Annotated in this window: 20 protein-coding genes; 8 read left to right on the forward strand and 12 right to left on the reverse strand. The window is 71.2% G+C overall.

Going from position 1 to position 25,115, the window contains the following annotated elements; genetic code table 11:
- Positions 1-135: 135 nt before the first annotated feature.
- Together ACH4SI_RS29335 and ACH4SI_RS29340 are read right to left on the reverse strand one after the other, a co-directional pair.
- Entirely contained in the window at positions 136-1,014 is an 879-nt protein-coding gene (locus ACH4SI_RS29335; protein ID WP_398300797.1) for a polysaccharide deacetylase, read from the reverse strand.
- Positions 1,007-2,026, reverse strand: coding sequence for an asparaginase (locus ACH4SI_RS29340; protein ID WP_398300799.1), 1,020 nt, complete (start codon positions 2,024-2,026; stop codon positions 1,007-1,009). The genes ACH4SI_RS29335 and ACH4SI_RS29340 overlap by 8 nt, the downstream gene beginning before the upstream one ends.
- 205 nt (positions 2,027-2,231) lie before the next feature.
- On the opposite strand from ACH4SI_RS29340, the gene ACH4SI_RS29345 reads away from it, so the two are divergent.
- The gene (locus tag ACH4SI_RS29345) at positions 2,232-3,257 is read left to right on the forward strand and encodes a LacI family DNA-binding transcriptional regulator (protein ID WP_398300801.1); all 1,026 of its coding nucleotides are present in this window, start codon (positions 2,232-2,234) and stop codon (positions 3,255-3,257) included.
- A 10-nt stretch (positions 3,258-3,267) separates the two neighbouring features.
- Here ACH4SI_RS29345 and ACH4SI_RS29350 read toward each other — a convergent pair whose 3' ends face one another.
- The 4 genes from ACH4SI_RS29350 to ACH4SI_RS29365 all read right to left on the reverse strand — a co-directional run bounded on the left by ACH4SI_RS29350 (position 3,268) and on the right by ACH4SI_RS29365 (position 7,364).
- On the reverse strand, positions 3,268-3,945 hold the full coding sequence (locus ACH4SI_RS29350) for an ABC transporter permease (protein ID WP_398300803.1): 678 nt from the start codon (positions 3,943-3,945) through the stop codon (positions 3,268-3,270).
- Positions 3,946-4,004: 59 nt separating this feature from the next.
- Complete coding sequence (locus ACH4SI_RS29355; RefSeq protein ID WP_398300954.1) at positions 4,005-4,829, reverse strand: ABC transporter permease; 825 nt, start codon at positions 4,827-4,829, stop codon at positions 4,005-4,007.
- A 142-nt stretch (positions 4,830-4,971) separates the two neighbouring features.
- Complete coding sequence (locus tag ACH4SI_RS29360) at positions 4,972-5,991, reverse strand: ABC transporter ATP-binding protein (RefSeq protein ID WP_398300805.1); 1,020 nt, start codon at positions 5,989-5,991, stop codon at positions 4,972-4,974.
- 62 nt (positions 5,992-6,053) lie between these two features.
- Positions 6,054-7,364, reverse strand: coding sequence for an NYN domain-containing protein (locus ACH4SI_RS29365; protein ID WP_398300807.1), 1,311 nt, complete (start codon positions 7,362-7,364; stop codon positions 6,054-6,056).
- Positions 7,365-7,619: 255 nt separating this feature from the next.
- Here ACH4SI_RS29365 and ACH4SI_RS29370 point away from each other — a divergent pair, with 255 nt between their 5' ends.
- On the forward strand, positions 7,620-7,787 hold the full coding sequence (locus ACH4SI_RS29370; RefSeq protein ID WP_398300809.1) for a hypothetical protein: 168 nt from the start codon (positions 7,620-7,622) through the stop codon (positions 7,785-7,787).
- A gap of 74 nt (positions 7,788-7,861) precedes the next feature.
- Here ACH4SI_RS29370 and dnaE read toward each other — a convergent pair whose 3' ends face one another.
- Positions 7,862-11,407, reverse strand: coding sequence for a DNA polymerase III subunit alpha (gene dnaE / locus ACH4SI_RS29375; protein ID WP_398300811.1), 3,546 nt, complete (start codon positions 11,405-11,407; stop codon positions 7,862-7,864).
- 227 nt (positions 11,408-11,634) lie between these two features.
- On the opposite strand from dnaE, the gene ACH4SI_RS29380 reads away from it, so the two are divergent.
- The 4 genes from ACH4SI_RS29380 to ACH4SI_RS29395 all read left to right on the forward strand — a co-directional run bounded on the left by ACH4SI_RS29380 (position 11,635) and on the right by ACH4SI_RS29395 (position 16,460).
- On the forward strand, positions 11,635-12,975 hold the full coding sequence (locus ACH4SI_RS29380; RefSeq protein ID WP_398300813.1) for a DUF2252 domain-containing protein: 1,341 nt from the start codon (positions 11,635-11,637) through the stop codon (positions 12,973-12,975).
- 92 nt (positions 12,976-13,067) lie between these two features.
- Entirely contained in the window at positions 13,068-13,766 is a 699-nt protein-coding gene (locus tag ACH4SI_RS29385; RefSeq protein ID WP_398300956.1) for a hypothetical protein, read from the forward strand.
- Positions 13,767-13,831: 65 nt separating this feature from the next.
- Positions 13,832-14,668, forward strand: a complete 837-nt coding sequence (locus tag ACH4SI_RS29390) for a thioredoxin domain-containing protein (RefSeq protein ID WP_398300815.1) — start codon at positions 13,832-13,834, stop codon at positions 14,666-14,668.
- 112 nt (positions 14,669-14,780) lie between these two features.
- Entirely contained in the window at positions 14,781-16,460 is a 1,680-nt protein-coding gene (locus ACH4SI_RS29395; RefSeq protein ID WP_398300817.1) for an alkaline phosphatase D family protein, read from the forward strand.
- 1 nt (position 16,461) lies between these two features.
- Here ACH4SI_RS29395 and ACH4SI_RS29400 read toward each other — a convergent pair whose 3' ends face one another.
- Positions 16,462-17,043 carry a dienelactone hydrolase family protein gene (locus tag ACH4SI_RS29400; protein WP_398300819.1) on the reverse strand — a complete coding sequence of 194 codons (582 nt, stop codon included), beginning with the start codon at positions 17,041-17,043 and terminating at the stop codon, positions 16,462-16,464.
- Positions 17,044-17,148: 105 nt separating this feature from the next.
- On the opposite strand from ACH4SI_RS29400, the gene ACH4SI_RS29405 reads away from it, so the two are divergent.
- The gene (locus tag ACH4SI_RS29405) at positions 17,149-18,267 is read left to right on the forward strand and encodes a mechanosensitive ion channel family protein (RefSeq protein ID WP_398300958.1); all 1,119 of its coding nucleotides are present in this window, start codon (positions 17,149-17,151) and stop codon (positions 18,265-18,267) included.
- Between the two features lie 107 nt (positions 18,268-18,374).
- Here ACH4SI_RS29405 and ACH4SI_RS29410 read toward each other — a convergent pair whose 3' ends face one another.
- The 4 genes from ACH4SI_RS29410 to ACH4SI_RS29425 all read right to left on the reverse strand — a co-directional run bounded on the left by ACH4SI_RS29410 (position 18,375) and on the right by ACH4SI_RS29425 (position 21,328).
- A complete protein-coding gene (locus tag ACH4SI_RS29410) occupies positions 18,375-18,866 on the reverse strand; it encodes a GNAT family N-acetyltransferase (RefSeq protein WP_398300821.1) in 492 nt (163 codons plus the stop codon).
- Positions 18,863-19,804: an RluA family pseudouridine synthase gene (locus ACH4SI_RS29415; RefSeq protein WP_398300823.1), complete on the reverse strand. Its 942-nt coding sequence runs from the start codon at positions 19,802-19,804 to the stop codon at positions 18,863-18,865. The genes ACH4SI_RS29410 and ACH4SI_RS29415 overlap by 4 nt, the downstream gene beginning before the upstream one ends.
- A 59-nt stretch (positions 19,805-19,863) precedes the next feature.
- Positions 19,864-20,445: a signal peptidase II gene (gene lspA, locus ACH4SI_RS29420; protein ID WP_398300825.1), complete on the reverse strand. Its 582-nt coding sequence runs from the start codon at positions 20,443-20,445 to the stop codon at positions 19,864-19,866.
- A 70-nt stretch (positions 20,446-20,515) separates the two neighbouring features.
- A complete protein-coding gene (locus tag ACH4SI_RS29425) occupies positions 20,516-21,328 on the reverse strand; it encodes a TraR/DksA family transcriptional regulator (protein ID WP_398300827.1) in 813 nt (270 codons plus the stop codon).
- Positions 21,329-21,919: 591 nt separating this feature from the next.
- Between ACH4SI_RS29425 and ileS the strand changes: the two genes are divergently transcribed.
- Positions 21,920-25,051: an isoleucine--tRNA ligase gene (gene ileS, locus ACH4SI_RS29430; RefSeq protein WP_398300829.1), complete on the forward strand. Its 3,132-nt coding sequence runs from the start codon at positions 21,920-21,922 to the stop codon at positions 25,049-25,051.
- The last annotated feature ends 64 nt before the right edge of the window (positions 25,052-25,115 follow it).

A 25,115-nucleotide genomic window follows, 5' to 3' on the forward strand; every position in this document is an offset into this window, starting at 1 on the left:
GTCGGCCGGGGGTGGGGGCCGGGCGCCGGCAGCGGGTGATCTGCCGCGCGGGAGGGTGCCGCGCCCGCGCGGGGTGACCGCGCGTGAGGGCTGATGGCGAGGGAAGCGGGGGGGACGGGGAGTACGGAGGGGGAATCAGGCCCGGGGGGAGCGGGCCTTGAAGTCGGTGGCGATCTCGTCGAAGGTCGACCAGCGCACGCCCTCGTGGCCGCTGATGTACTCGATGAGCCGCTCCAGCATCAGCAGCGTCTGGGGGCGGCCGGAGACATCGGGGTGGATCGTCATGGTGAAGGCCGCGTAGTCCATCTCGCGGTAGACCCAGTCGAACTGGTCGCGCCAGGTCTGTTCCAGCTCGCGCGGGCTGACGAAGCCATGGCTGTTGGCGCTGGCCTTGACGAACATCATGGGCGGCAGGTCGTCGAGGTACCAGTTGGCCGGGATCTCGACCAGATCGGTTTCCTCGCCGCGCACCAGCGGCTTCATCCACTCCTCGGCAGGGCGCGAGTAGTCGATCTTCGTCCAGCTGTCGCCGACGCGCACGTAATAGGGCGTGAAGTCGTTGTGCATCAGGGAGTGGTCGTACGCGATGCCGCGCTCGATCAGCAGCTCGTTGGTCACCGGCGAGAACTCCCACCAGGGGGCGACGTAGCCGGTCGGGCGGCGCCCCGCGACCTTCTCGATCAGCTCGATGCTGCGGTCCAGGATGGCGCTCTCCTGCGCCCGGGTCATCGCGATCGGGTTCTCGTGGCTGTAGCCGTGGGCGCCGATCTCATGGCCGCCGTCGACCACCGCGCGGGTCTGGTCGGGGAAGGTCTCCAGGGAGTGGCCGGGGATGAACCATGTGGTCCGCAGCTCCTTGCGCTCGAACAGGCGCAGCAGCCGCGGCACCGCGACCTCCCCGGCGAACATGCCGCGGGAGATGTCACAGGGCGAGTCCTCGCCGCCGTAGCTGCCCAGCCAGCCCGCCACCGCGTCGACGTCGACGCCGAACGCCACAAAGATCTCTTTAGCCATGCTGATTCCTCTCCAATGATGTTTCCACTGCTGTTCTCAGTTCGGTCCGCACCCGCGCCGGGTCGCCGTAGCACCCGAGCAGGGCGGTGAGCAGGACCCGCGCCTGGGAGGGGCGCAGGGTGCCGGTGGGGATGGCCCCGGCACGGGCAAGGTCGGCGCCGCCGCCGTTGCCGTACACCGCGGCGACCGGACCGGCGTGGACGCGGGTCGAGAGCGCGACCACGACGCCGGCGCCGACGAGCCGTCCGACCTCGGCGGCGACCTGTGGGTTGGCGTTGCCCGCGCCGGTGGCTTCGAGGACCACCGCGCGGGCGCCCGCGTCGGCCACCGCGCGCAGGGCCCGGATGTCGCAGCCGGGGTAGACCGCGACGATGTCGGTGCGGACGCGCTCGGGCTCCTCGGGGCGGAAGGCCGCGAGGTCGAGCGGTTTGGGACGCAGCGGCGCCGCGGTGATCTCCACCTCGCCGTCGGCCACCCGCCCCAGCGGGCCGCCGTCGGGGGCGGCGAACGCGGCGGGGGCCAGGGTGTGGGCCTTGCGGGTGCCGCGGGCGGGGTAGATCCGGCCGTCGAAGGAGACCAGCACGCCGAGGTCACGGGCGCGGGTGGCGTTCGCGACCGCGATGGCGTCGGCGAGGTTGCGCGGGCCGTCGCCGTCCGGGGCGTCCGCCGGGCGCATCGCGCCGGTGAACACCACGGGCCGGGGGTCCGCGTGGAAGAGGTCGAGGAGGTACGCGGTCTCCTCCAGGCTGTCGGTGCCGTGGGTGACCACCACCCCCCGGACGCTCTCGTCGGCCAGCGCCCGGTGGGCGGCCACGGCGACGTCACGCATATCGGCCGGGGTCAGCAGATAGCTGCCCAGGCAGAAGACGTCGCGCGTCTCGACGGGCACCCCCGGGGATCGGGGAAGCCGGTCCAGCAGGGCGTCCGCCGGATCGGCGGCGAGCCTGGTGCCATGGGCGTCCTGGCGGGTGGCAATGGTCCCGCCCGTCGACAGTACGACGATCCTGCGCACCCTGCCTCCTCCTGATGTGGCGCCGCAATATGGCGTGAAACCACGCCTGAGCGGCTCAATATTGTGCCCAATCGTTTGGGCCAATCGTTTGGGTAGGATGGGTGTCACCGGCCACGGGTGTCAAGAGGTCCGCTGTTACGATCACGCCCATGCGCCGTACCGGGGTCCGGGGTGCGGCAGTGGGACAACCGGAGGCCGAGCCGAAGTGGGCACGCAGAAATCACGACCGGTCACTCTGCGCACCATCGCCGATCAGCTCGGTCTGCATGTCTCGACCGTCTCGCGGGTGCTGCACGCCAAGCCGGACGAGAGCCTGCGCGCCGCCTCACCCGGCACCGTGGAGCGGGTCCGCCGGCTCGCCGACGAACTGGGCTACCAGCCCAACCCCCACGCCACCAGCCTGCGCACCCGGCGCAGCAACCTGGTCGGCGTCCTGGTCCCCCGGCTGTCGGACATCGTGCTCGCCACGATCTACGAGGGGATCGAGGACGCCGCCGCCGAGCAGGGCCTGTCGACGTTCGTCGCCAACACCGGCGACGAACCCGAGGCCCAGCGCACCCGCACCAACATGGTCATCGGGCGGCGTGTCGACGGCATGATCTTCGGCGACGCGCACGCGGACGGGCGCTTCCTGGACGAGGTGGCCGGGCGCGGCATCCCGTTCGTCCTGGTCAGCCGGACCTGTGGCAGCCACCCGTCGGTGACCTGCGACGACTATCTGGGCGGTCGGCTTGTCGCCGACCATCTGCTGGAGCTGGGCCACCGCGATGTCGCGGTCGTCGCGGGCGAGCCGTACGCGAGCACCGGCATCGACCGTACGGCGGGCCTGGTGGACCGCTACCGGGAGGCGGGGCTGCCGATCCCGGCCCACCGGATCACCCACTCCCGCTTCGACGTGCCCGGCGGGCACACCGCCACGGCGCGGCTGCTGGACACGCCGGAGCCGCCGACGGCGGTCTTCGCGGTGAACGACTTCGCGGCCATCGGCGCGATCGGCGCCCTCCGCGAACAGGGCCTGCGGGCGGGGGCCGACGTGGCGGTGGTGGGGTTCAACGACACCCCGCTGGCGGCGGAGCTGCCGCTGCCACTGACGACCGTCCGGTCCCCCATGCTGGAGATGGGCCGCCGGGGCCTGCGGCTGCTGGTCCGGCTGCTGGAGGGCGAAGCGGTCGAGTCCGAGCGCCTGCGCCCGGAACTGGTCGTCCGCGCCTCCAGCGCGCCGAGGGCCTAGCGGCCGCCGCCTACGCGGTGGTCGAGGCCTGGTAGTAGGTCTCCGGCTCCTCGTCGCGGGGGCCGAACAGGCCGGTCAGGGCCAGGTGCACGACCATCGCGGCCACCGACCACGCCAGCAGCGCGCCCTTCGCGTTCAGCTTCAGCGGGGCCTGGAACGCGACGCCCTTGCCGACCTGCCGGGCGTGCGCCACGACGTCCGTGGACGGCCCGAGCCAGACGCCGATCCGCCAGGCGATCACCGAGCCGAGGACGCCGCCGATGGCCAGCCCGACCACCAGGGCGACCCCGCCGCGCCGGCAGAACAGGAAGGTCAGCAGCGCCGAGACGAGGCCGAAGGCGAGCGCCGCCAGCACGAACACCCCGTCCGCGCCGATCGCGTCCTCACCCTCCGAGTTCTTCAGATAGACGGCCTTGCCGTCCGAGATCAGCCCCACCCGGGGCGCGAGCCACAGCCACAGCAGCCCGAGCCCCACGCCCGCGACCGCCACCGCGATCGCCACCACGGAGGCCTGTACCAGCTCGGCCCGCAGCTCCTCCCCCGGTTCGGAGTACTCGGCGGGCTCGGACTCCTCGGCGGGATACGGGTCGGGACGCCCCTGCGCGGCCGGTTCGCCCGGTGCGGGCTGCCCGTGCTCGGAGTTGTCGTGCGGCGAGGGCTGATCATGTGGCGTCAACGGTGCGGTCACTCCGTCATCGTGCCAGTTGGACGGCGTACTTCGGTCGGCGGGAGGTCCGCTGCGGCGCGTCACCGCACAGCGGCCCGGCGATAGGCCCAGGTCGCGGCGGCGAGCGACACCACGGCCACCCCCGCGCACACCCCGAGGTCGGCGCAGACCGCCAGCCAGTCGGGCTGGCCGTCGAAGGACCGGGCCAGGGCCTCCACACCGTACGTCGACGGCAGCAGATCGCGCGCGTACGACACTACCTCCGGCATCCGGGCGGCGGGCAGCACCCCCAGCAGCAGCGCGGCCGACATTCCCAACTGCCCCAGCAGCGTGGCCAGTTCCTGGCGCGGCGCGAGCAGTCCGAGCGCCGCGCCGAGCCCCGCGAGGGCGGCACCCGAGAGCGGGATCACCGCGGCGAGCACCCACAGGTGGCCCAGCGGCAGCTGGAACAGCACGCTGCCGACGACCGCGGTGACGGCCGTCCCGGGCACGGTGAAGGAGGCGTACGCGGCGGCCGCGCCGAGCACCACCGCGGCGGGCGGCACCGGCAGCGTCGCGTAGTGGTCGAGCCCGCCGCTCGCCCGTAGCTGGCCGAAGTACTGCGCGAGCAGATTGAGCGCCACGAAGGCCACGACGAGCACGCTCGACCCGGCCACCACGGACCGCGCCGCGCTGCCGCCCTCGTCCACCACACCGCGCATCAGGACCATGATCCCGACGGACTGGAAGGTCGCCACGAACAGCAGCGGAATCCGGGCCACCCGCGCCCGCGACAGCTGCGCCCGGTAGACCGCGACCAGCGCGGGCAGCAGCCGCGCGGAGGCCGCGAGCGGGGCGGGGGCTGCGTCGGCTGGCCGGGGCACGGCACCACCGGCCTCCTCGGCTGGCGCACCGGCCTTCGGCATGCCGGGCATGGCCTGCGCGGGCACGACACTCACGTCTGCGCTGCTCCTCTTCCGTCTGGCTTGGTCACGGGCTTGGTTACGGACGTGATCACGGTGGCGTTCAAGGGCGCGTTCACCTCGCGCCGTCCCCGGGTGCCGTCCCTCACGTCTTCACCAGCCCCTCCGCGCCCTCCGTACGGCCGCCCAGCGCCACGTAGACGTCCTCCAGGCTGGGCGTGGCGAGGGTGAAGTCGTCCAGCGCGGCGAAGGCGGGCCCGCCGGTCACGGTGGCGATCGCGGCGCGCGCCGCGTCCGGGGCCAGCCGCAGGGTCCAGCGCCGCCCGGAGGCGTGCGCGGCGTCCCGCAGCGCGGCGACCCCGGGGATGTGCAGCGGTGCCTCGGCGCGCCACACCAGCTCCACCCGCACCTCGTCCGCGACCATCGCCTTGAGCCCGGCGGGGGTGTCGCAGGCGATGACCCGGCCGTGGTCGAGCACCGCGACCCGGTCGAGCACGGTCTCGGCCTCGATGACGTTGTGCGTCACGAGCAGCACGGTCACCCCGCGCTCGGCCCGCCGCCGGTCCACGGCGGCCCAGACGGCGCGCCGCGCCACCGGGTCCATGCCGGTGGTCGGCTCGTCCAGCACCAGCAGCGGCCGCTCCCCCACCAGGGCGGCGGCGACGCAGGCCAGCCGGCGCTGGCCGCCGGAGAGCTTCTTGAGCGGCCGCCCGGCGATCCCGGCGAGCCCCAGCTCCTCGATCACCGCGTCCCGCTCGGCGCGGGCCGTGCGCGCGTCCAGGCCGCGCAGCCGCGCGGTGGTCTCGGCGGCGAGGGCGACGGTCAGCTCGTCCAGCGCGGTGGAGTCCTGGCCCAGGTAGCCGAGGAGGCGGGAGGCGCGCTCGGGGTGGCGCACGAGGTCGTGGCCGAGCACCCGTACCCGTCCCTCGTCGGGCCGCAGCAGGCCGGTGAGCTGGCGTACGAGGGTCGACTTCCCGGCGCCGTTGGGCCCGAGCAGCCCGAACACCTCACCGCGCACCACGTCCAGATCGACGCCGTCGCTGGCCCGTACCTCGGGCGTGGCGGGCGCACCGCGGCGGCCACGCGCCGCGGGATAGGTCTTGACCAGGCCGCGCACGGTGCACACCACATCGCCTGCCGTCGCCTGTTTCGCGCCCGTCCTCACGAGCTATGAGGGTACGCGCCCAAACACCCGGAGCCGTCCGCGGGGGCCCGGGGACAGGGGCGCTACTCCCCCGCCGGGGCGTGCTCGGCGGCGGTGCGGACGTCGATCTCGCGCCAGAACCCGGCCCGGATGGCATAGCGGTCGTGCTCGTCGATCTGGTCGTCCTTGTGGGCGAGCAGACCGAAGCGGGCCGCGTAGCGCAGCAGCTCGCCGTCGATGCGGTGCGGGATGCGCGGGTACTCCGTCGACAGCTGGTGGAGGTGGCCGGCGTCGGAGAGCCGCTCGGTCCAGCGGCGGGCGAAGACCTGGCCGACCTCGAACGGGTCGCCGCTGACCGCGGTGATGTCCTCCTCCCGGTCGGCCCAGCGCTGCTCGGCGCTGGTGAGCTGGGCCAGCATGGGCAGATTGGCGGTCTCCGGCGGCTCGCCCACTCCGGAGCCCGGGCCGCGATCGACCCAGCCCTTGTCGGAGGACCAGCGGAGGGTGGCGCTGGGTGCCGGGTGCTGGGCGGCGGGGCCGCCGGGCCCGCGGCCGAGGCCCGCGAGGTCCTTCGGGGTGGGCACGCCCTTGGCCCCGCCCGCGGTCGTGGCGTCCTGCCCGGCGGCTGGGGCCGGTCCCGGCGCCGTCCGGGCGTCCTGCCCGGCCGCGGCGGGGGCGGCCCCCGGGGCGGCCCCGGCGGGCCGCGCCGTGCCGTTGTGCGTGGCGGGCGGCTCCCCGGCCGCTGCCGCGGCGGCGGCCGCCGCGGCGGTCTCCGGCAGCGGGGCGGCGAGGATGGCGGCGATCTCGGGGCGCGGCTCGGTGGTGGGGGCGCAGGGCCCGGGAAGCTCCTTGGCGCGCACCGCCCTGGTGATCCAGGCCCGGTCCAGGACGCGCCGCTCGTCGGCCTCGGCGACCAGGTCCTCGGACTGGTTGTAGTCGCCGTCGGCGGCCTGGACGGCCCACAGGTGGACGGCGACGCCGTGCTCCTTGGCCGACATCAGCCCGGGCAGCAGATCGCCGTCGCCGGTGACCAGCACGATGTCGGAGCAGGCGCGGTTGCGGGCCAGCTCGGTCAGCTCGGCGTGCATGGCGGCGTCCACGCCCTTCTGCGCCCAGCGGCCGTCGCTGCGGGTCAGCGCGCCGAGCCGGACGGTGACACGGGGCATCACCCGCAGCCGCCGGTGCTCGGGCTGCGGTACGCGGTCGGGGGCGCCGTCGAACCAGTAGATGCGGAGCAGCGGGCGCTCGGTCTCGGCCTGGGCGCGCTCCCGCAAGCCCTGGATCAGGGTCGCGTGATCGACGGAGATACGGGAGCGGGCGGGCTCCCCGGCGAGCAGGCTCGCGGCGGCGCCCAGCAGATAGCCGGCGTCCACCAGGACGACGCAGCGGTCCACGTTCCACCCTCTTTCCTGAAGTCCAGTCGTCGGTCGCCCCCGACGCAGCCGTGCCCCGGATCTCTTCTTCGTCCTCCCTTCGAGTCTGCCCGACCGTACGGGGGTTATCAGTCCGAACTGGATCACCGGCGTGGCGGATACGGCCTCCTCGGCAAGACCGCCCTTCTCACTCACGGTAATTGCCCGAAATGCACGGGTCACCGAGGCGTGTCACTGTTCTTCCCGGGGGCTGATCCCAACTGGAGGCACACCACCATGGGTAAGAACAAGAACCGCGATCGCAAGCAGCAGCAGGAGCGGAACCGCGGTCAGGCCGACCAGACGCAGCAGTCCTCGGTGGAAGCGCAGGCCCCGCAGATGCCGTCGGAAGGCAGCCCTTCGACGGCACGCAAGGGCCGCCAGAAGAGCTTCGGCCACAACTGAGCCACCGCCCATGAGCGGTTGAGGGGCGCGCCCGGCAGTCCGGGCGCGCCCCTCGTCGTCTCACCATCCGCCGCTCAGCCCGCCAGGCAGGAGGCTCCCAGCAGCACCTTGAGGTCGCCGAAGAGCGCCGGGTCGGGGGTCACCCGGTGCCGGTCGAGCCGCAGCACGGTGGTCTTGCGCGCCCCTTGCAGCTTGATCCGCACCTCGGTCGAACCGCGGTGGTGGGTCAGCACCTCGCCCAGCTTCTCGACCAGCGGCGGGGTGACCTTGACGGTCGGAATGGTGATCGTCACGGGGGCATTGGCGCCCGCCTCGGACAGGTCGGGGACCATCAGCTCCATGGCGACCAGCCGGGGCACGTCCTCGCGCTTGTCGAGCCGTCCCTTGACGAAGACGACGGCGTCCTCGACGAGCTGGGTGGAGACCAGCTGATAGGTGGCCGGGAAGAACATGCACTCGATGGACCCGGCCAGGTCCTCGACGGTCGCGATGGCCCAGGCGTTGCCCTGCTTGGTCATCTTGCGCTGGAGGCCGGAGATGATGCCGCCGATGGTGACGATCGCCCCGTCGGCGTGCTCGCCACCGGTGAGCTGGGAGATGGCGGCGTCGGCCTTGTCGTTGAGGACGTGCTCGATGCCGAAGAGCGGGTGGTCGGAGACGTAGAGACCGAGCATCTCCCGCTCCTGGGCGAGCAGATACGCCTTGTCCCACTCGACGTCCGAGAACTCGATGTCGAGGCCGAAGCCCGGGGCCTCCCCGTCTCCGCCCTCGCCGCCCATGCCGCCGAAGAGGTCGAACTGCCCCTCGGCCTCCTTGCGCTTCACCGCCACCACGTTGTCGATCATCGTTTCGTAGTGCGCGGTGAGGCCCTTGCGGGTGTGGCCCATCTCGTCGAAGGCGCCCGCTTTGATGAGCGATTCGGTGGTGCGCTTGTTGCAGACGACCGCCTCGACCTTGTCCAGGTAGTCGGGGAACGAGGAGTACTTCCCCTTCGACTTGCGGCCGCGGATGATCGCGTCCACCACGTTCTGACCGACGTTACGGACCGCCGTGAGGCCGAAGAGGATCACATCGTCACCCTGGGCGGTGAAGTTGGCCTCGGACTCGTTGACGTTCGGCGTGAGCACCTTGATGCCCATGCGGCGGCACTCGTTGAGGTAGACCGCCGACTTGTCCTTGTCATCACGGACCGAGGTGAGCAGCGCCGCCATGTACTCGGCGGGGTAGTTGGCCTTGAGGTACGCGGTCCAGTAGGTGACCAGGCCGTACGCGGAGGAGTGCGCCTTGTTGAACGCGTATCCGGCGAACGGGACCAGCACGTCCCACACGGCCTGGATGGCCTCGTCGGAGTAGCCGCGCTCGCGGCAGCCCTTCTGGAAGGGCACGAACTCCTTGTCCAGGACCTCCTGCTTCTTCTTGCCCATCGCCCGGCGCAACAGGTCGGCTTGTCCTAGCGAGTACCCCGCGAGCACCTGGGCGGCCTTCTGCACCTGCTCCTGGTACACGATGAGGCCGTAGGTGATGCCCAGGACCTCCTTGAGCGGCTCCTCCAGCTCCGGGTGGATCGGGGTGATCTCCTGCTGGCCGTTCTTCCGCAGGGCGTAGTTGATGTGCGAGTTCATGCCCATCGGGCCCGGCCGGTAGAGGGCCGAGACGGCGGAAATGTCCTCGAAGTGGTCGGGCTTCATCATGCGCAGCAGGGAGCGCATGGGACCGCCGTCGAACTGGAAGACGCCGAGGGTGTCGCCGCGGCAGAGCAGTTCGAAGGTCTTGGGGTCGTCCAGGGTCAGGTCGAGCAGCTTGAGGTCGATGCCCTTGTTGGCACGGACCATCTTGACCGCGTCATCCATGATGGTGAGGTTGCGCAGGCCGAGGAAGTCCATCTTCAGCAGGCCCAGCGACTCACAGGTGGGGTAGTCCCACTGGGTCACGACCTGGCCGTCGTTCTTCGGCGAGAACACCGGGACGTGGTCGGTCACCGTCTCGCTGGACATGATCACGCCCGCGGCGTGCACGCCCATCTGCCGCACCAGGCCCTCGATGCCGCGCGCGGTGTCGATGACCTTCTTCACGTCCGGCTCGTTCTCGTACATCCCGCGCACCTCGCCCGCCTCGCTGTAGCGGGGGTGCTTCTCGTCGGTGATGCCGGACAGCGGGATGCCCTTGCCGAGGACATCGGCGGGCATGGCCTTGGTGATGCGGTCACCCATCGCGTACGGGTAGCCGAGCACACGGGCCGAGTCCTTGATCGCGTTCTTGGCCTTGATGGTGCCGTACGTGCCGATCTGGGCGACCTTGTCGGCACCGTACTTCTCGGTGACGTACCGGATCACCTCACCGCGCCTGCGCTCGTCGAAGTCGATGTCGACATCGGGCATGGACACACGCTCGGGGTTGAGGAACCGCTCGAAGATCAGCCCGTGCTCGACCGGGTCGAGGTCGGTGATGCCCAGGGCGTACGAGACGATCGAACCGGCCGCGGAGCCTCGGCCGGGGCCCACCGCGATGCCGTTGTTCTTGGCCCACATGATGAAGTCGGCGACCACGAGGAAGTAGCCCGGGAACCCCATCTGGATGATGACGTCCATCTCGTACTCGGCGAGCTTCTGCCGGTCCTCGGGGACGCCGCCGGGGAAGCGCTGGGCCATCCCCTTGCGGACCTCCTCCTGGAACCAGGTGACCTCGGTGTACCCCTCGGGCACGTCGAAGCGCGGCATCAGGTCGCGCTTCTCGAACCAGCCGGTGTTGTCGATCTGCTCGGCGACCAGGAGGGTGTTGCGGCACCCCTCCTGCCAGGCGTCCGAGGAGTCGATGGCGTACATCTCCTCCGTGGACTTCAGGTAGTAGCCGGTGCCGTCGAAGCGGAAGCGGTCCGGGTCGGAGAGGTTCTTGCCGGTCTGGACGCACAGCAGCGCGTCGTGCGCCACGGACTCGCGGGAGTAGGTGTAGTGCGAGTCGTTGGTGACCAGCGGCGGGATGCCCAGCTTCTTGCCGACCTCCAGCAGCCCGTCCCTGACCCGGCGCTCGATCTCGATGCCGTGGTCCATCAGCTCCAGGAAATAGCGGTCCTTGCCGAAGATGTCCTGGTATTCGGAGGCGGCCTTCAGGGCCTCGTCGAACTGGCCGAGCCGCAGCCTCGTCTGCAGCTCGCCGGACGGGCAGCCGGTGGAGGCGACCAGCCCCTCGGACCACTGGGCGATGGTCTCCTTGTCCATCCGGGGCCACTTGACGAAGTAACCCTCCATGTAGGCGTCGGAGGAGAGCCGGAAGAGGTTGTGCAGACCGGTCTTGTTCGTCGCCCAGAGGGTCTTGTGGGTGTAACCACCGGAACCGGAGACGTCATCGCGCTTCTGGTGCGGCTGGCCCCACTGGACCCGTCGCTTGTAGCGCCGCGACTCCGGGGCGACATACGCCTCGATGCCGATGATCGGGGTGACCCCGGCGGCCGTCGCCTGCTGGTAGAAGTCATACGCACCGTGCAGGTTGCCATGGTCGGTCATGGCGATGTGCGTCATGCCCATCTCGTTGCAGGCGTTGAACATGTCCTTGAGCCGCGCCGCACCGTCCAGCAGCGAGTACTGGGTGTGGACATGCAGGTGCGTGAAGGGCGGCTTGGTCACGGTGGCAGACCTCCGGCGAACGGTCGATGACAGGTGGGTGGGACAGGACCGAAGGTTACCCCTCCGGACTGACAGCGGACGGGCACGGGCGAGTAGCCTCAGACGTTGATTCTCTCGGGATCCTCCGTCCCGTCATGTACGTCGGAACGTATGTCGTACGGGACGAGAAACACCCTGTCGTATGAGTCACCACGCCGTAATCCCCATGCCCCAGGAGGCGCTCCGCGATGTCGACCCAGCAGACCCAGGCGGAACAGCGCGGCGAGCACATCCTCGCCGTCTTCGACACCGCCTTCGGCGAGCTGCTCGCCGCCGACCCGGCCGCCTTCCGGGTGAAGTTCCGGAAGATGGCCGCCTCGGCGTTCGCCTTCTACCGCGGCACCGCCTGCCTGTTCTACTCCGACGTGGAGCGCGAGCGCGCCGGCGGGCCGTACCTGGACGACCGCACCAGCCGGGTGTGGATCCACGGTGACCTCCACGCCGAGAACTTCGGCAGCTACATGGACGCCAACGGGCGTCTGGTCTTCAATGTGAACGACTTCGACGAGGCGTACGTCGGCCCCTTCACCTGGGACCTCAAGCGCTTCGCCGCCTCCGTCGCGCTCATCGGCTACACCAAGGCGCTCAGCGACGAGAAGATCACCGACCTGGTGCGCATCTACGCCGCCGCCTACCGCGAGCGGATCCACGCGCTGGCCACCGGCGCCAAGAACGACGAGGTGCCGCCCTTCACGCTGGAGACCGCCGAGGGCCCGCTGCTGGACGCGCTGCGCGTCGCCCGTTCGCTGACCCGCTTCGGGCTGCTCGACTCGATGACCGAGATCCGCGACTTCGAGCGCCGCTTCTCGGCGGGCGGCGGCTCCATCGAGCTGGACGCCGCGACCCGCTACAAGGTGCTGGCCGCCTTCGACGGCTATCTGGAAACGCTTCCCGAGTCCAGTCTCGCGCGTCCGGACTCCTACCGCGTCAAGGACGTCGTGGGCCGCCGGGGCATCGGCATCGGCAGCGCCGGGCTGCCCTCGTACAACATCCTCCTGGAGGGCAACAGCGACGCCCTGGAGAACGATGTGGTGATCTACATGAAGCAGGCGCAGACCCCGGCGGTCTCCCGGCACATCACCGACGAGCAGGTGCGCGCCTACTTCCACCACGAGGGCCACCGCACGGTGATCTCGCAGCGCGCGCTCCAGGCGCACGCCGACCCGTGGCTGGGCTGGACCGAGCTGGACGGGGCCGGGCAGCTGGTAGCCGAGGTGTCGCCGTACGCGGTGGACCTGGACTGGTCCGACATCGACGACCCGGCGGAGATCGCGGCGGTCGTCGCGGACCTCGGGCGGGCCACGGCCACCATGCACGCCGCCGCCGACGACCAGAGCGGTCACTCGCTGGTGCCGTTCTCCACCGAGCGCGCCATCGACGCGGTGATCGCCGCCGACGAGGACGGCTTCGGGGAGCTGCTGGTGGACTTCGCCCACACGTACGGCGCCCGGGCCCGCGCCGACCACCAGATCTTCGTGGACCTCTTCCGCAACGGCCGCATCCCCGGTCTCCAGCAGCAGGGCCTCTGACCAGGACGCGGGGTGCCCGCACGGGTGCCCCGCGCCCCCTCTTGATATCACTCCTACAGGCGAACGTGGCACAATCCGACCCTATGGACGGGATGGCCAGCGCCGTCGGCACCGGCGGCACCGGGCTCCAGCTGAGGGCCCTGCGCGCGGCGCTCTTCACAGCGCTGTGCGTCACCCTGTCCACGGCCTCCCACGTGCTGCTCTCCCGCGTCCCGCTGCCGCTGTCCACGGTCGCGGCGCTCGCGGTGGCCGTCTTCGCCCTCGCCTACGCCCTCGCGGGCCGGGAGCGGGGCTTCTGGGGCATCGCCGCCCTGCTGGTCCCGCTGGAGCTGGCCGCCGACACGATCTTCACCACGGGCCAGGACGCCTGTTACGGCCAGTCCGGTGGCCCGGTGGCCGGTCCCCTGCGCTCCATGGGCGTCGACCTGCTCTGCGGCAGCGGTGACGTGGGCACCCCGCTGGCCGGGGTCACCCATCCGGGGGGTGGCACGCCCCTGTCCGCCGTCGTCAGCTCCGCGACCCCGTGGCTGCTGCTCGCCGCCCATGTGGCCGTCGGGCTGATCGCCTCGGCCTGGCTGCGGCGCGGTGAGGCCGCCTTCGGGCGGCTGCTGGGGGCCCTCGCCGGTTTCGCCTTCCGGCCGCTGCTGCTGGCCGTCGCGGTGGTCACCGCGGCCCTGCGGCCGCAGGCCCCGGCCGCGCTGCCGACACGCCCGGCGCGTCCGGCCCCCGCGCTCCCCCTTCTGGTGCACTCCGTCGTGCGTCGTGGACCGCCCTGCTCAGTCGCCGCCTGAGCACAGCGTTTCCCTTCCACGTACGCACTACCGACCGACGTAGAAACGACGGAGATCGATCACTCATGAGCAACCGCAACAGCCACCAGAACAAGCAGGCCGCGCGCGAGCGGCTGCGCGCCGAGCGCGAGCGTCAGGCCAAGAAGGAGCGGATGCGCCGCCAGCTGTTCGTCGGCGGCGCGGTCGTCGCGGTCCTCGCGATAGCGGGCGGCATAGGCTACGCCGTCACCAACATGAACACGGGCACGGACAACGTCAACCAGAAGTGGCAGGCGGCCGCCAAGAAGCAGTCGCTGGTGAAGCCCGCCAACACCAGCGGGCCCCAGGGCACCACGGTCGTCATCGGCGACAAGAAGTCCAAGAACACGCTGCACGTCTACGAGGACATGCGCTGCCCGGTCTGCGCCCAGTTCGAGAAGTTCACCGGCCCGACCGTGCTCAAGGACATCAAGGACGGCACCTTCAAGGCGCAGTTCACGATGGGCACCTTCCTCGACGACAACGAGCAGATGCCCGGCGCCGGCTCGAAGAACGCCCTGAGCGCGCTCGGCGCGGCGCTCAACGTGAGCCCCCAGGCCTTCCTGGACTACAAGGCGGCGCTCTACTCCCCGAAGAACCACCCCGAGGAGACCGACGACGCCTTCGCGAGCGACCAGAAGCTGATCGACGTCGCCCAGCAGGTCAAGGAGCTGAAGGGCAACGCGGCCTTCGAGAAGGCCGTGAAGAAGGGCACGTACGACCGGTGGGCCCTGGCCATGTCCAAGACGTTCAACGACACCAAGGACGTCACCGGCACTCCGTCCTTCAAGCTCAACGGCAAGAAGCTGGAGGTCGAGAAGGGCAAGCCGCCGATGACGCCGGACCAGTTCACCCCGCTCGTCCAGCAGGGCCTCAAGAAGTAACCGCCCGGCACCGCCGGGTCCGCGCGGGCGCGCCCACGGGGGAACATCCCGAGGGCACGCCCGCCGACCCGGCGGTGACCCCGCGGCGACACATGGGCGAACTCCCCCCGGAATGCCTGCCCTCCGGGGCTACTTGCCAGTAATCTCATCGGCCGTGACCGACGCCAAAAACCACATATCCCGCCGCAGCGCCGTCACGGCCGTAGCGGCCACCGCCGCCCTGCTGCCGCTGGCCGCCCAGACGGCCGCCCATGCCGACACCGGTCCCGCCTTCCTGCACGGCGTCGCCTCCGGCGACCCGCTGCCCGACGGCGTCCTGCTGTGGACGCGCGTCAGCCCCTCCCCCGACGCCGTGCCCGGTTCGGGGCTCGGCCCGGCCGTCGAGATCGGCTGGGAGGTCGCCACGGACCGGGAGTTCCGTACGCTCGTCGCGCACGGCACCGGCAAGACCACCGCCGCGGCCGACCACACCGTCAAGGCCGATGTGCGCGGCCTGCGCCCGGCCACCGACTACTTCTACCGCTTCCGCGCCGACGGCGGCGCGTACTCCCCCGTGGGGCGCACCCGCACCGCACCGGCGGCCGACGCCGCGGCCCCCGGGATCCGCTTCGGCGTGGTCTCCTGCGCCAACTGGGAAGCGGGCTGGTTCTCCCCGTACCGCCATCTCGCCGCCCGCACCGACCTGGACGCGATCCTCCATCTGGGCGACTACATCTACGAGTACCAGACCGGCGAGTACCCCGACCGGAAGTACGTGGTCCGGCAGCACACCCCCACCCACGAGATCGTCACCCTCGCCGACTACCGCACCCGGCACGGCCGGTACAAGACGGATGCCGATCTGCAGGCGCTGCACGCCGCGGTGCCGATGATCGCCATCTGGGACGACCACGAGTTCGCCAACGACGCCTGGTCGGGCGGGGCCGAGAACCACACCCCCGGCACCGAGGGCTCCTGGGCGTCGCGCATGGCCGCCGCCAAACAGGCGTACTTCGAGTGGATGCCGGTGCGCCCCTCCACCGAGGGCACCACCTACCGGCGGCTGCGCTACGGCACCCTCGCCGACCTCCACCTGCTCGACCTGCGCTCGTTCCGCTCGCAGCAGGCAGCCGTGGGCAGCGGTGCGGTGGACGACCCGGAGCGCACGGTCACCGGGCGCGCCCAGCTCGACTGGCTGAAGTCCGGGCTCACCGGCTCGGACACCACCTGGCGGCTGGTGGGCAACTCGGTGATGATCTCGCCGGTCGCCTTCGGCGCGCTCCCCGCCGAGGTGCTCGCCCCGCTGGCCGAACTCCTCGGGCTGCCCAAGGAGGGCCTGGCGATCAACACCGACCAGTGGGACGGCTACACCGACGACCGGCGCGAGCTGCTCGCCCACCTCACCGGGAACGGCATCGGCAACACCGTCTTCCTCACCGGTGACATCCACATGGCCTGGGCCAACGACGTGCCGGTGAAGGCCGCGACCTATCCGTTCTCCGACTCGGCCGCGACCGAGTTCGTGGTCACCTCGGTGACCTCCGACAACCTGGACGATCTGCTCCACGTACCGGAGCACACCGTCTCCCTGGCCGCGGCCGCCGCCCTCCGCACCGCCAACCGCCATGTGAAGTGGCTGGACATGGACGCCCACGGATACGGCGTGCTCGACGTCACAGCCGAGCGGGCCCAGATGGACTACTACGCCGTCTCCGACAAGACCGATCCGCACGCCACCGCGTCCTGGACCCGGTCCTACCTCACCCGCTCCGGCACCCAGCGGGTCGAGCGCGCGGAAAAGCCCGTGGCCTGACCTACCCCAGCTCGTCGAGGAAGCCGAGCGCCACCCGCCAGGTGGCCTCGGCGGCCTGCTCGTCGTAGTCCGGCAGCTCCGGGTCGGTGAACAGGTGCCCGGCCCCCGGGTAGCGGAAGACCTCCACCTCGGCCCCGGCCCGCCCCATCCGCAGATACCAGGCGTTCAGCCAGTCGTGCGGCTCGAACGGGTCGGGGTCGGCGACGTGCAGCTGCACCGGCAGTTCGTCGGTCGTGGTGTCGTCGGCGATGTCCGAGGTCCCGTGCAGCAGAAGCAGCCCGCGCGCCTTCTCGTCGGCCAGCGCCAGATTCTGCGCGAGCGAGCCGCCGAGGGAGAAGCCCGCATAGACCAGACCACGGTCCGAGACGGGCGCCGCGGCCCGCACCGCCCGCTTCAGCAGCTCGTCCCCGCCGATCTCCTCCTTGAGGGCCATGCCCTCCTCGGCGGTGGCCGCCGTCCGCCCCTCGTACAGATCGGGTACGTGTACCTCGTGCCCCGCGGCGCGCAGCCGGCCCGCGGCCGCGTGCACCGCGGGCCGCAGGCCGTACATGGAATGGAGGAGCAGGATCGGGGAACCGGTCACAGTGGTCACTTCCTCGTGGGTGGGACGCGCTGCGCCCATCGTGCCAGTTACGGCCCGGGAAGGCTGAACCCGAAAACCTCCGGCGGAAGGATGAGGAAGATCTTCATGGAGGACGTGCTGCGTCCCGTCATCGTCATCGGCGGCTCCCTCGCCATCACCCTGTTCATCGGCTGGGGAGCCGACTGGCTGCTACGGCGGATCGACGCCCGGCACCCGGAGACCCCGCTATGGGACCTGCTGCGCGGCTGCCGGCTGCCGCTTCAGGTGACGGTGTGCACGGCGATGCTGCGCGGCTCGTACGAGACGATCGACGCGGAAGCCATCACCGCACACCAGACGGCGATCGGCCGGCTGCTCACGCTGGTGCTGATCGCGGCGACCGCCTGGCTGGCGATCCGGGTCTCCGGGGCCATCGTGGAGTCCTCGTACTCCCGCTACGCCGCCAGCGCGCACGACCCGGCGCGGGTGCGGCGGGTGCGCACCCAGGTGACGCTGATCCAGCGCGTGGTGGCCGCGGTGGTCGGGGTGGTGGCGGCGTCGGCGATGCTGCTGACCTTCCCCGCGATGCGCGCCGTCGGGACGTCCATGCTGGCGTCCGCCGGAATCCTGGGCATCGTCGCCGGTGTCGCCGCCCAGTCGACGCTGGGCAACCTCTTCGCCGGACTGCAGATCGCCTTCGGCGACATGGTGCGCATCGGTGACACGGTGGTGGTCAACGGCGAATGGGGCACGGTCGAGGAGATCACCCTCACCTTCCTGTCGGTGCGGACCTGGGACGAGCGCCGGATCACCATGCCGGTGTCGTACTTCACCGGCCAGCCGTTCGAGAACTGGTCGCGCGGCGGCACCCAGAAGACCGGCACGGTCCTCTTCCACCTCGACCACCACGCGCCGGTCGAGGAGATGCGGGCGAAGCTCCGCGAGATCGTGCAGAAGTCCCCGGCGTGGGACGGCCGGGACTGGAGCCTGGTCATCACCGACACCAGCCCGAGCACCATCGTGGTGCGGGCGCTGGTGACCGCGCGGGACTCGGACGACGCGTGGACGGCGCGGTGCGACATTCGGGAGCAGATGATCACCTGGCTGCGCGAGGAGCATCCGTACGCGCTGCCGCGGATCACGACCGCGCCCGCGGTGCAGGCCCAGGTGCCCGCGGCGGAGCCCGCCCGCCCGGAGCGCGAGGACCACTTCGCCCGCTTCGACAACGGTTTCCGCAAGAGCTAGGGGGCGTCTTGCGGTCCTGGGCTCCCGCGCGTTCCCGGGAACCGGGGCCAAGCCCCGCCGCGCGGCGGAGCCGCATATCGGGTGCTGCGGGAAGGGGCGGGGTGGGGTCAAGTCTCCGGCAGGTGGCGCCGCATCGCGCGGTGCGGAATGCCGCTGCCCTCGTCGAACTCCGGCCCGAACGCCTCGTATCCCAGCCGCTCGTAGAACGCGAGCGCGTGCGTCTGGGCCTCCAGGTAGACCGCGGACAGCCCCCGCCGCCCCGCCTCCGCCTCGACGGCCCGGACCAGCGCCGCCCCCAGCCCGGTGCCGCGCGCCGCGGAGGTGACGGCGAGGCGGCCGAGGACGGCGGTGGTGGCACCGTTCACCCCGGCGTGGCCGTACTTCTTGTCGGCCGCCGCGCCGTGCAGGAAGCGGACGGTGCCCACGGGACGGCCCGCCGAGGAGGCCAGGAGGTGGACGGCGTGCACGTCGTACGCGTCCAACTCCTCCGCCTCGGGGATGTCCTGCTCGACCACGAAGACTTCGCGGCGCACGGCATGGCAGGCCGTGAGGTCGCCGTCGGCCACCACCTCGATGGCGTACGGACCCGCCGGGCTCACGCGCTCTCCGCCCGCACGATGTCCAGCGCCCGCTGGAGGTCGTCCGGGTAGGGGCTCTCGAACTCGATCCAGCTGCCGTCGGACGGGTGCTCGAAGCCCAGCCGCATCGCGTGCAGCCACTGCCGGGTCAGCTTCAGCCGCTTGGCGAGCGTGGGGTCGGCGCCGTAGGTGAGGTCGCCGACGCATGGATGGCGGTGGGCCGACATGTGCACGCGGATCTGGTGGGTGCGCCCGGTCTCCAGCTTGATGTCGAGGAGGCTGGCGGCGCGGAATGCCTCGATGAGGTCGTAGTGGGTGACGCTCGGCTTGCCGTCCGCGGTCACGGCCCACTTGTAGTCGGCTTGCGGATGCCGCCCGATCGGCGCGTCGATGGTGCCGCTGAGCGGATCGGGGTGGCCCTGGACCAGCGCGTGGTAGCGCTTGTCGACCGTACGCTCCCGGAACTGCTGCTTGAGCAGGGTGTACGCGCGCTCGGACTTGGCGACGACCATCAGACCGGAGGTGCCCACGTCCAGCCGGTGGACGATGCCCTGGCGCTCGGCGGCGCCCGAGGTGGCGATGCGGAAGCCGGCGGCCGCGAGCCCGCCGATCACCGTGGTGCCGGTCCAGCCGGGGCTGGGGTGGGCGGCGACGCCGACCGGCTTGGCGATGACCACGATGTCGTCGTCGTCATGGACGATCTCCATGCCCTCGACGGGCTCGGCGACGACCTGGACCGGCGGTGCGGCCTGCGGCATCTCGACTTCGAGCCAGGCCCCGCCGGAGACCCGGTCGGACTTTCCGGCGGTGCTGCCGTCGACCTGCACCTTCCCGGCGGCGGCCAGCTCGGCCGCCTTGGTCCGCGAGAAGCCGAACATGCGGGCGATCGCGGCGTCGACGCGCTCGCCCTCCAGTCCGTCGGGTACGGGCAGGGTGCGGATCTCGGGAATCGTACTCACCCGTCGAGTATGACGGACCGGGCGCACCGGTTCGTACGCCCGTCGGATACCGCCCGGCCTCAGTCCTCGTGGACCGTGCCGTCCGGGTCCAGACCGCGGAACGACAGGATCACGATCAGGAAGCCGCCGCACACGATCGCCGAGTCGGCGAGGTTGAAGACCGCGAAGTGGGCGGGCGCGATGAAGTCCACGACCGCCCCCTGCAGATCGCCGGGAGCCCGGAAGATCCGGTCGGTGAGGTTGCCGAAGGCGCCGCCGAGCAGCAGGCCGAGGGCGATGGCCCAGGGCAGGCTGTAGAGCTTGCGGGCCAGCCGCGCGATGACCACGATCACCGCGGCCGCGATCACCGTGAAGACGATGGTCATCGCCTCGCCCATGCCGAAGGCCGCACCGGGGTTACGGATCACCTCCAGCTGCAGCCAGGTGCCGATCACCTCGACCGAAGCGTGGTGCTCCAGCTTGGCGACCACGGCCAGCTTGCTGCCCAGGTCCAGGAGGTACGCGAACGCCGCGACCGCGGCCAGCACCCCGATCCGGCGCTTCTTCCCGGCTTCGGCAACGGCGTCGGCTGCGCTGGTCCCGGCGCCCCCCTCGGCCTTCCCCGCGTCTGGCGTACCGATGGCCTGCTCCGCCTCTGTCAACGTGTGTCCTCATCGTCCGGGCCAGTCTCCCCCTGGCTCAGACGAGGGTACGACACAGGCGTGCGGGTGGTCAGCGGCGCTCCTGACGCTGCTTGCACTCGACGCACAGCGTGGCGCGCGGGAACGCCTGCATCCGGGCCTTTCCGATCGCGTTTCCGCAGTTCTCGCACAGGCCGTACGTCCCGGCGTTCAGCCGTTCCAGGGCGCGCTCGGTCTGCAGCAGCATCTCGCGGGCGTTCCCGGCCAGGGCCATCTCGTGCTCGCGCGTGATGTTCTTGGTGCCGGTGTCGGCCTGGTCGTCGCCCGCGCCGTCGCCGGAGTCCCGCATCAGGCCGGTGATGGCCTCCTCGGAGGCGAGGATCTCGGTGCGCAGCCGCCCGGCCTCGGTCAGCAGCTCGGCGCGCGCCTCGTCCACCTCCTCCGCCGACCAGGGGTCCTCACCGGGGCGTACGGCCAGCTCGGCGGGGTCGACGGGGCCGCCCGCGACCCGGGCCTTGGGCACGCCGGAGGGCGGCGCCTGCTTCGCGGTCGGTGCGCCGCCGGAAGTCTTCTTCGCAACCACTTTCCTGGCTCCCGTCTTCTTCGCGGGCACCGCCTTCTTGGCCGGTGCGGCCGATGCGGTCTTCTTGACCGTGGCCTTCTTGTCGACCGTGGCCTTCTTGGCCGGCGCAACCGTCTTGGCGGATGCGTTCTTCCTGGTGGGCGCGGCGGCCTTCGCCCCGGGCGTGGCCTTCTTGGCGGCCGCCTTCTTGGTGACCTTCGTGGCCTTCGTGGCCTTCTCCGCCTTCTCGGCCCGTCCGGCGGCCGAGTCTCTCTTCTTGGCGGACGCGGCCTTCGTCGCCTTCGCCGTGCTCTTCTGCACGGCGGTCTTCCTAGCCACCATGGCCGCGGCCCCTTCACATATTGTGATCTTGCTCGCGAATCGTTCCGGAACGATAAATCGACTCCGAGCACGCGGCAACGGGGCACGCCGCCCGATTCGCCCGGCTTGCCCGTGCGACAACCCGGTCTCCACCGTTGTGCCCCACCCGCGGCCCGGTAATCCGGCCGGGAACCGGTACCGGAGAGTGACGTGCGACGACTCCCGGGCTGCAGCACCCGGCGTATCGGCATTCGGGTCATCTCAGGCCCGGTCGTACGCCAGTCGGCGCAGCCGCGTAAAGCGGTCGGCCTCGGTCCGTCCGGCCCCGTACACTGGGCGCAGCGAAAGGCGTGGATGGGGACGAGTAGCGTCGTAGGCGGCCACGAGCGACCCGGGGACGGTGTGAGCCCGGGGGCGAGCGCGATGCGAAGGATCACCCCGGAGCCGCCGGAAGAACGCCCGCACCGGGCCAGTAGAACCGGCATCGCGACCCTAATGAGGGGGCCGGGAGCGCACTGCTCACGGCCAAGGAGGGTGGTACCGCGGGAGCGCTGACGGCTCTCGTCCCTCCGACGGAAACGACGAGACGTATCCGCCGGAGGAAGTAGTCCGATGACGCAGTACCGCCAGGTGCCCGCCCAGGTCGACCTGCCCGCCCTCGAGCACGCCGTGCTCGACTTCTGGCGGGAGAACAAGATCTTCGCCCGTACCCTCGAACAGTCCGAGGGCCGGCCGGAGTGGGTCTTCTACGAGGGCCCGCCCACCGCCAACGGCATGCCGGGCGCCCACCACATCGAGGCCCGCGTCTTCAAGGATGTCTTCCCCCGCTTCCGCACCATGCGCGGCTACCACGTCGCCCGCAAGGCGGGCTGGGACTGCCACGGCCTGCCGGTCGAGCTGGCGGTCGAGAAGGAGATGGGCTTCAACGGCAAGAAGGACATCGAGGCGTTCGGCATCGCCGAGTTCAACGCCAAGTGCCGGGAGTCGGTGACCCGGCACACCGACGCCTTCGCCGAGCTGACCCAGCGCATGGGCTACTGGGTCGACCTGGACGACGCCTACCGCACGATGGACCCCGAGTACGTCGAGTCGGTGTGGTGGTCGCTCAAGGAGATCTTCAACAAGGGTCTGCTGGTCCAGGACCACCGGGTCGCCCCCTGGTGCCCGCGCTGCGGCACCGGACTGTCCGACCACGAGCTGGCGCAGGGGTACGAGACCGTCGTCGACGCCTCGGTCTACGTACGCTTCCCGCTGACCTCCGGCCCGCTGGCGGGCGAGGCGTCCCTGCTGGCCTGGACGACCACCCCGTTCTCGCTGGTCGCCAACCTCACGGTCGCCGCCCACCCCGAGGTGACCTATGTGGTCGCCACGGACGGAAACGAGAAGCTGGTCGTCGCCGAGTCGCTGGTCGAGCAGGCGCTGGGCGAGGGATGGCAGACCACGGGCCAGAGCTTCACCGGTGCGGAGATGGAGCGCTGGACGTACCAGCGCCCCTTCGAGCTGGTGGAGATCCCCGACGCGCACTTCGTCGTCAACGCCGACTACGTCACCACCGAGGACGGCACCGGACTGGTCCACCAGGCGCCCTACGGTGAGGAGGACTTCAAGAGCAGCCGCGCCTACGGCGTGCCGATCGTCAACCCGATCCGCACGGACGGCACCTTCGAGGAGGGGCTCGACCTGGTCGGCGGCCAGTTCTTCAAGAAGGCCGACGAGGCGCTGGTCCGCGACATGGACGAGCGCGGCCTGCTCTTCAGGCACCTGGCGTACGAGCACAGCTACCCGCACTGCTGGCGCTGCCACACCCCGCTGATCTACTACCCCCAGCCCTCCTGGTACATCCGCACCACCGCGATCAAGGACGCGCTGCTGCGGGAGAACGAGCGGACCAACTGGTTCCCGAACTCGGTCAAGCACGGCCGCTTCGGCGACTGGCTGAACAACAACATCGACTGGGCGCTCTCGCGCAACCGCTACTGGGGCACCCCGCTGCCCATCTGGCGCTGTGAGGAGAACCACCTGACCTGCGTCGGCTCGCTCACCGAGCTGTCCGAGCTGACCGGCACCGACCAGACGGGACTCGACCCGCACCGGCCGTACATCGACGAGGTCACCTTCGCCTGCCCCGCCGACGGCTGCTCCCTGGAAGCCGTGCGGGTGCCGGAGGTCATCGACGCCTGGTACGACTCGGGTTCCATGCCGTTCGCGCAGTGGGGCTACCCGTACCGCAACAAGGAGGTCTTCGAGAAGCGCTACCCGGCGCAGTTCATCTCCGAGGCCATCGACCAGACCCGCGGCTGGTTCTACACGCTGATGGCGGTCGGCACGCTCGTCTTCGATCGGTCGAGCTATGAAAACGTGGTCTGCCTCGGTCACATCCTGGCCGAGGACGGCCGGAAGATGTCCAAGCACCTGGGCAACATCCTTCAGCCGATCCCGCTCATGGACCAGCACGGCGCCGACGCCGTGCGCTGGTTCATGGCCGCCGGCGGATCGCCCTGGGCGGCCCGCCGGGTGGGCCACGGCACCATCCAGGAGGTCGTGCGCAAGACGCTGCTCACCTACTGGAACACGGTCGCCTTCCAGGCCCTGTACGCCCGCACCTCGGGCTGGGCGCCGTCCGCAGCCGACCCGGCCCGGGCCGAGCGCCCGATGCTGGACCGCTGGCTGCTGGGCGAGCTGGGCACGCTCACCGAGCAGGTCACCCGGGCGATGGAGGCGTACGACACCCAGCGCGCCGGGCGGCTGCTGTCGGCGTTCGTGGACGACCTGTCCAACTGGTACGTGCGCCGTTCGCGGCGCCGCTTCTGGCAGGGCGACGCGGCCGCGCTGCGCACGCTCCACGAGGTCATCGAGACGGTCACCCGGCTGATGGCCCCGCTGGTCCCGTTCATCACCGAGCGCGTCTGGCAGGACCTGGTCGCCCCGGTGACCCCGGACGCCCCCGACTCCGTCCACCTGACCTCCTGGCCGGAGCCCGACCAGGCCATGATCGACCCGGCGCTCTCGGCCCAGATGGCGCTCGTGCGGCGCCTGGTGGAGCTGGGCCGGGCCACCCGCGCCGAGTCCGGCGTGAAGACCCGCCAGCCGCTGTCGCGGGCGCTGGTCGCCGCGTCCGGCTTCGAGAACCTGGGCCCCGAGCTGCGCGCCCAGATCGAGGAGGAGCTGAACGTCTCCTCGCTCGCCGCGCTGAACGAGGTCGGCGGTTCGCTGGTCGACACCACCGCCAAGGCCAACTTCCGTGCCCTGGGCAAGCGCTTCGGCAAGGGCACCCAGCCGGTCGCCAAGGCCATCGCGGAGGCCGACGCGGCCGCCCTCTCGGTCGCGCTGCGCGAGGGAACGGCGTCGGTCGTGGTGGACGGCGAGACGGTCGCCCTCTCCCCCGACGAGGTCATCATCACCGAAACCCCGCGGGAGGGCTGGTCGGTCGCCTCGGACTCGGGCGCCACGGTCGCCCTCGACCTGGAGATCACTCCGGAGCTGCGGCGCGCGGGGCTGGCGCGGGATGCCATCCGGCTGATCCAGGAGGCCCGTAAGAACAGCGGGCTGGACGTCGCGGACCGGATCGCCCTGCGGTGGGAGTCCGCCGACGAGGAACTCCGCCAGGCCCTCACCGACCACGCGGGGCTGATCGCGGACGAGGTCCTCGCCACGGACTTCGCCTCCGGCGAGGCCGACGCCGCCTACGGCACCCCGTTCGAGGACCCCACCCTGGGCCTCACCTTCCGCCTCCGCAAGGCGTAACCCCTGCCGGGGGCTTCGTTCCCCACCCCGCCCCTTCCCGCAGCACCCGACATGCGGCTCCGCC

The sequence above is a fragment of the Streptomyces sp. NPDC021212 genome, assembly GCF_044332925.1.
Classification (GTDB): Bacteria; Actinomycetota; Actinomycetes; order Streptomycetales; family Streptomycetaceae; genus Streptomyces.